Origin of the sequence: Nostoc sp. CHAB 5715 (assembly GCF_020829685.1) — a bacterium.
Lineage (GTDB): Bacteria > Cyanobacteriota > Cyanobacteriia > Cyanobacteriales > Nostocaceae > Nostoc.
In genome coordinates this window covers 1-6,606 of the sequence record NZ_JAIVFR010000370.1, presented here as the reverse complement: position 1 = coordinate 6,606, position 6,606 = coordinate 1, and the positions used below count along the sequence as shown (strand labels likewise).

Annotated in this window: 6 protein-coding genes; 3 read left to right on the top strand and 3 right to left on the bottom strand. The window is 43.9% G+C overall.

Annotation, left to right across the window (positions count from 1 at the left end; all coding sequences use genetic code 11):
- Nucleotides 1–964 (top strand): pitrilysin family protein (locus LC574_RS20330; RefSeq protein ID WP_229455232.1); only part of this gene is annotated, 964 nt, incomplete at its 5' end.
- Nucleotides 965–1,186: 222 nt separating this feature from the next.
- On the opposite strand, the gene LC574_RS20325 is transcribed toward LC574_RS20330, so the two are convergent.
- Nucleotides 1,187–1,924 carry a DUF4351 domain-containing protein gene (locus LC574_RS20325; protein WP_229455231.1) on the bottom strand — a complete coding sequence of 246 codons (738 nt, stop codon included), beginning with the start codon at nt 1,922–1,924 and terminating at the stop codon, nt 1,187–1,189.
- 36 nt (nt 1,925–1,960) lie between these two features.
- Nucleotides 1,961–4,174 carry an amylo-alpha-1,6-glucosidase gene (locus LC574_RS20320; RefSeq protein WP_229455229.1) on the bottom strand — a complete coding sequence of 738 codons (2,214 nt, stop codon included), beginning with the start codon at nt 4,172–4,174 and terminating at the stop codon, nt 1,961–1,963.
- 131 nt (nt 4,175–4,305) lie between these two features.
- On the opposite strand from LC574_RS20320, the gene LC574_RS20315 reads away from it, so the two are divergent.
- Both LC574_RS20315 and LC574_RS20310 read left to right on the top strand, forming a co-directional pair.
- The gene (locus tag LC574_RS20315; protein WP_069068387.1) at nt 4,306–4,917 is read left to right on the top strand and encodes a peroxiredoxin; all 612 of its coding nucleotides are present in this window, start codon (nt 4,306–4,308) and stop codon (nt 4,915–4,917) included.
- A gap of 148 nt (nt 4,918–5,065) precedes the next feature.
- Entirely contained in the window at nt 5,066–5,602 is a 537-nt protein-coding gene (locus LC574_RS20310; RefSeq protein WP_229455227.1) for a peroxiredoxin, read from the top strand.
- Between the two features lie 424 nt (nt 5,603–6,026).
- Here the strand turns inward: LC574_RS20310 and LC574_RS20305 are convergent.
- Nucleotides 6,027–6,606, bottom strand: a 580-nt coding sequence (locus LC574_RS20305; RefSeq protein ID WP_229455226.1) for a J domain-containing protein, incomplete at its 5' end; no start/stop codon positions are given.

Genomic DNA, 6,606 nt, shown 5'->3' with positions numbered 1-6,606 from the left:
TATCATGTTGGATATCGGTAGCCGTGATGAACTGCCCCATCAAACAGGACTGGCCCACTTTTGGGAACACATGGCTTTCAAAGGTACAAAAAAACGTAAATCATACCATATTATCAACAGGCTGGAAGCGGTAGGCGGTGAATTAAACGCCTATACCACCAAAGAAAAGGTCTGTTTTTATGCCTCCCTGCTCGATATCCATTTTGAGAAATCGGTGGAATTACTTTGTGATATCACTTTCAACAGCATTTTTCCTGAAAAACAGATAGAAAAAGAAAGAGGGGTGATCCTGGAAGAAATGTCTATGTACCTTGATTCTCCGGAAGACTCGATCCAGGATGATTTCGATGCCCTGCTTTTTCCGGAACACCAGTTAGGTGCCAATATCCTCGGTACCCAGGAGAGTGTGAAGTCTTTTTCAAAAAAGCACCTGCAGGATTTTATCGCAGAAAACCTGGATACTGAGAAAATCATCTTTTCGGTAGTCGGAAATATTGATGCAAGAAAAGCTTTCAAGATCATCGAAAAATACCTGAGAGATATTCCTAAAGATTGCTCTGTTCTTGGAACTACTAGAATAGCTACTTTACCAGGGCAAGAATGGATTGATAGAGCTTTAGCCAGGTATTTTGAGTATTCCTTAGAGCAAGAAGCTCAAGCTAATGCTGATGCTTTAGAAATAGAGATACAGGATTACTACTTAATGTTTCCTGAATATGACCCAAGCTTGGGTAGTAAAGCTATTACTGATATATCTAAAGTTATTCAAGCCCACCAAGCTCCCAGCATCCCCACAACTAAAACCAATGCGTGGTTTCCTGATATACCACAACACATCAGCTTTATTGGGAATAAGACAAGAGGCGTGAACTTAATCACAATCGACCCAAGAGTTATTTATTGCTTGGAGACTGTATCAAGTTTAGTCAGTGAAAACTTTAGTGTCAATAATCACTCAATATGATAAGATTATAAAACAAGTGTTGACTATTACCTGACTATGAAATAAGATACCTGGAGCTGAAGCTGCTTATATAGTTGGCTTACTTTTGGGACTCATAAGCCTGGGGTCGTTGGTTCAACTCCGACCTGAGCCACTTTAAAAGTTATAAGTAGTGAGCGATAAGTGGAGGTAAGATAGAGTAACTTTGACTGCTCTGTAAGAGGCAAGTTTGACCTCTAATACTTAGGACTCAGCACTAACTGTTTGATGAGTTTGTAGCCAGTTGAGCAAATCAGCGATCGCACTAAAATCTAACAAAGCCTCACCCAGTGCTTCCAATTGTTCTAGAGAAAGACCCTGAATCTGTTCTCGAACCTGCTGTGGTAACTCACCTACCCGTTTTTGTAGCTGTCGTAGTACAAGTGTTTGTGCTTGTTCCTGTTGTCCTTCTTCCTTACCTCGCTCGTAGCCAATGCGTTCGCCTGTGGTAATGTAACTCATGGTACGCTCCTGCTCGAATTGTTTAAACTCCTGCCAAAATTCTGCTTCTAATCCTTTTGGTAAAATCATAACCCAATCGATAAAACGATAGAGGTTACGAATATCCCTTTCTTGCAGCCCTTGTTCATACAATCGCCGAATTAAACTAAATTTCCACGTTTTCCTTTCTCCCAACTGTTTAGTAGTTTGTTGGGTTTTCAAATGTGCCATTACCACCGTCGCAAAGGGATTATCGCTGTTTTCTAACTCTGTCCATCGATTTTGATAATCGAGCAGTTTGACGGTTCCAAATCTAAAATGCAGACCACAATCGGGATAATTATAACTGTATTGATTTGGTTTCCAAGTCGAGTCGGCATCGCACAAGATTGCTAGGCTAATGGCTGGTTTAGCAAATTTGTCAAAAATTCGCAGGTTGTAAGAAAACATCCTTTGAGCAAAATTATCTTCCGATTTTGCCTGAATTTCGACATGAATCAACAGCCAAATTTCCTCAGCTATCTCTTATACTCAGCACTATTTAATGTGGCGAATTACTTCGGCAACTGACCAAGCTTGAGCGATCGCTCCTCTGGGCTTGTGAGGTGCATCGCCATCAAAAATCTCAGAAATAGAACCAAGACCAGCATCAAATAGAAAGTGATCTAGCAGAGGTTGCCAATCAAAAGGCAGCGATCGCTGTGGATAAAAACGTTGCCAAGCCCGAATATATGGCCCAATTAGCCAAGCCCAAACAGTGCCTTGGTGATAAGCGCGATCGCGTTGCTCTTGATTACCCTCATATCTCCCCTTGTATTCGGGATCTCCTGGATCAAGACTGCGAAGACCATAGGGGGTGAGCAAGCTGACAGTTGCCAAATCTAATACTTGACACCCTTGCTGTTCAGAAAAGGCGCAATGATGCAGCGACAGCGCCAAAACGGCATTGGGACGAATTTGAAAATTCCGGCGATCGTCCGGCTCAATAGTATCGTACAGATAACCCAGTTGAGGATTCCAGAACTTTTGCAGCGAGGTTTTCACATGTTCTGCTTGTTGAGCATAACGCTGTGCTTGCTTAGTGAGGCGCACTGGCGAGCCATACTCAAGCTCGCTCAATTGTTCTGCCCACTGACTCAGCCAACATAAAGCAGAATACCACAGTGCATTGATTTCCACTGGCTTACCGTAACGGGGAGTGACGGGGTATGCCCCAATAACCACATCCATCCAGGTAAGGGCTGCACCAGGAGCATCCCAACTAACTAGCCCATCGATAGCATCTATCTGGATATTGAAATGTGTACCACCAACAAATGCTTTGTAAATTTGCTGTACTAAGGGGAATTGCTCTGCCAAAAATTCCCAGTCTTGGGTAGCTTCTAAATAAAGTCCTAAAGTTTCAATCCACCACAACGCTGCATCAATACTGTTATAAATTGGTTCTCCGTTGACATCAGGAAATGCATTAGGAATCAAACCGTGGCGGCAATAATGCCCAAAAGTCCGCAATACTCCTTTTGCTAAGTCAAAGCGCCGTGGAACAAGTGCTAACCCTGGTAAAGCGATTAATGTGTTGCGTCCCCAGTCATTAAACCAGTGATAACCAGCAATTACTGTAAGGCCTGGAATTGAGGCTCGATAGACGATAAACTGATCGCTTGCTTTGAGTAGTTGTTGCCAGAGTGGGGAGTGGGGAGTGGGGAGTGGGGAGTGGGGAAGAAGCAGGGGAGCAGGGAGCAGGGAGCAGGGGGGAAATTCCTCTTTTCTACACCCTTCCCCCTGCGCCTCTGGCTCTTCTGCTTGTTTGCCTCCCTGTCTCCATCCAAAAATCTGGGAGAGCCGTTTTTGCTCTGCCTCTACTGCTTCTGCAAAGGTTTCGCCGGTGAGAACACCTGCCGTCGAATCGGGAAAACCTACTCGTGCTTCTAGAGTAACTGTATCTCCTGGTTGCAGTGTGACTACCAAGTAACCAGGACTGTAGAGGTCTTCCTTGTCGCCTAATCCGTGTTTTGTCTCCTCAGGCAATCCATAATTCCAATACCAAACTGCATCTGGTTGATATTTTCCTTGTGTCCAGCGCAAGTGCCAAGGTATACCGAAATGCCCGGAATTTTTTGCTTGCAGACAGACTTGCTGTTGCCCAAGCAATTCTGAGAACTGTAATCCTGCACTAGCAGTTTGCTGGTGGTGAAAGTCACGTTCTGCTATCAGCAGTCGCAGCCGTAAAATCGCTGTATCACTTCCGTTATAGCGATATTGGATCAAAATTCGATGGCGAAATTGGGAGTGCAAAGAGACGCGATTAATCGCGTCTGTACTGGGGAGAGACGCGATTAATCGCGTCTGTACTGGGGAGTGGGAAGCATGATTCTCTTCCCTACTCCCTACTCCCCATTCCCTACTCCCTTCCCAACCATAAGGCATCACCAATTGTCTGGTTAACTGCCAGTTATCTTGACCCCAAATCCATTTTGGAACTGGGTTAATATCAAAACAGCGTAGCAATTCGTAGCCTGTCGGCTCAATCTGACCGTTACCCCAAAAATTTGTCCCCAGTGCCACAACGTTCCCTAATACTTCCAAGCTAGCTTCTAGGTGCGAAAACAGCAGAGTGCGATCGCAAGGAGGCTTTGTAGCGGCAAACAGCCAACCGTGATAAGTACGTGTGCGGACATCCGAAACTGTACCACTGGCAAAACTTCCTAAGCCATTGGTAAGCAACCATTCTCTTGTATCTAAATCAAGCATTTGCTACTCAAAATCGTTATGAGTATGATATAGTCGTAACAGATCGTAATTAAACTGTGAGAGCGTGGATGGGTGAGTTTTACTTGACCCAAATTCCAACGCTACTAAACCGATAAAGGAGAATTAGGTTAATGTCCCTTACTTACGGAACCGAAGGAAGCCTCCGCGTTGGTCAACAAGCTCCCGATTTCACAGCAACGGCTGTGGTAGATCAGGAATTTAAGACAATCAAACTTTCCGATTATCGCGGTAAGTATGTCGTCCTGTTTTTCTACCCACTAGACTTTACCTTTGTTTGTCCCACTGAAATCACAGCATTTAGCGATCGCTACGAAGAATTCAAGAAAATCAATACTGAAGTCCTTGGGGCTTCTGTTGATAGTGAATTCTCCCACCTCGCTTGGATTCAAACAGATCGTAAGTCTGGTGGTGTCGGCGACCTGAATTATCCTCTAGTCTCCGACATCAAAAAAGAGATTAGCGCCGCTTACAACGTTCTTGATCCAGCAGCTGGCATTGCCTTGCGTGGTCTGTTCATCATCGATAAAGATGGTATTATACAGCACGCCACCATCAACAACCTAGCTTTTGGTCGCAGCGTTGATGAAACCCTGCGGACACTGCAAGCAATTCAGTATGTTCAGTCTCACCCCGACGAAGTTTGCCCAGCTGGTTGGCAACCTGGTGACAAGACCATGAATCCTGACCCAGTGAAGTCTAAAGTTTACTTCTCTGCTGTCTAAATTTCGCTAGCTAGGATCTAATCTATCCTGTTGGAGTTGAAATCAACGAAAACCACAGATAAACAGAGATACACATTAAACAGTGTCAACCTCGGTATCTATCTGTGGTTTTTTCATAAAATAGTATTAAATAATCAGGGATAAAAATATGCTTAGTTCAACTGATTTTAGTGGCTTATTAAATGAGCGATTCTTCCGCAATTTTTTACCAGTTCCAGCGACAAATAAACTCAGGTTGGGAGTAGGAACACCAGATTTTCAACTGCCAGATATTACCAACGGAACTTTAGTAAAATTGTCTGATTATAAAGACAAGCAACCAGTGTTACTCGCCTTTACTCGCATCTTTACTGAAAAACAATATTGCCCTTTTTGTTTTCCTGACATCAAAGCTTTAAATGAAAACTATGAGCAGTTTAAAAATCGCGGTATAGAAGTTTTAATGATTACTAGTACCGATGAACGGCAGAGTCAAATAGTTGTGAGAGATTTAGGCTTACAAATGCCTTTGTTGAGTGACCCCAGTTGTCGAGTGTTTCGTACCTATCAAGTAGGACAAGCACTGGGAGCGCCTTTACCAGCCCAGTTTGTATTAGATAAAGAAGGGAAACTCCGCTACTGGCATTTATTTTCTTTTTTGGATCACAATGCTAGTGTTGAGACTTTGTTAGAACAATTCAATTAAGTGTAAGGTGTAAATGGCTAGGGCTATTTCGTTCTAAACATAAACCGCCCAGAACTAAAGTTCCTCTCTTATAGCTTAAGTCCACGCTTAGTGGACTAAAAGCCTTTCTTAGTCGTCTTTAGACGAATGAGTGCTATTAGCCTCAGAATTTATTCTGAGGCGGGCTAGATGAGAATGAAATAGCCCTGGTAAATGGCAATGCCCACCCTACTAATAAAATTGTGAAGGCATTTCCTTAAGTGATTATCCAAAGCTGAATGCTTGGCACGATCGGTTAGCTGCACGGACAACATGGCAAGCTACCGAGGCTACACCAGAAGCAATGGAAGCGTTTAAGTTGATCGTAGTAGCGAGAAATAAGCAGCAAATTCATGCCTAGTCAATGTAGAGACGGTAAATTTACCGCCTCTACAAAGCTAAATTTTCACAGCTTGACTTGCTGTAAATGACTGCGGGGATTATAAGTACGTATAGCCCGGATTTTTTCATAATATTCGCGCTCTTGCTGGCTGAGGTCTTTTGGTGGTGCGATCGCCACCTTCACCAGCTGATCGCCACGTCCACCTTTAGCGAGGGGCCAACCTTTGCCACGTAAACGCAACGATTGACCAGAACGCACTCCTGCTGGTAGTTTGACATTAACTAAACCATCGGGAGTAGGTACATCAATAGATGCTCCTAAAGTAGCTTCATCTGGCGTGATTGGCACTTCGCACACCAAGTTATCGCCTTCCACTTGGAAGAACGAGTGCGGCTGAAATTCGACTTTTAAGTATAAATCCCCTCGTTGCTGAGTCATCGGGTTGATTTGACCTTTACCCCGCACGCGCAAACGAGTACCAGGTTTAGCGCCAGATGGGATACGAACATCAATTGTTTCGTTACCTAAACTAAAGCGCTTTTGCACGCCGTTAAATGCTTCAGCAAAAGTTAGAGCGATCGCAGCTTCACTATCCTGGGAAGTACCCGTACCTGCATCACCAAACCCATAATCGTTAAAGCTG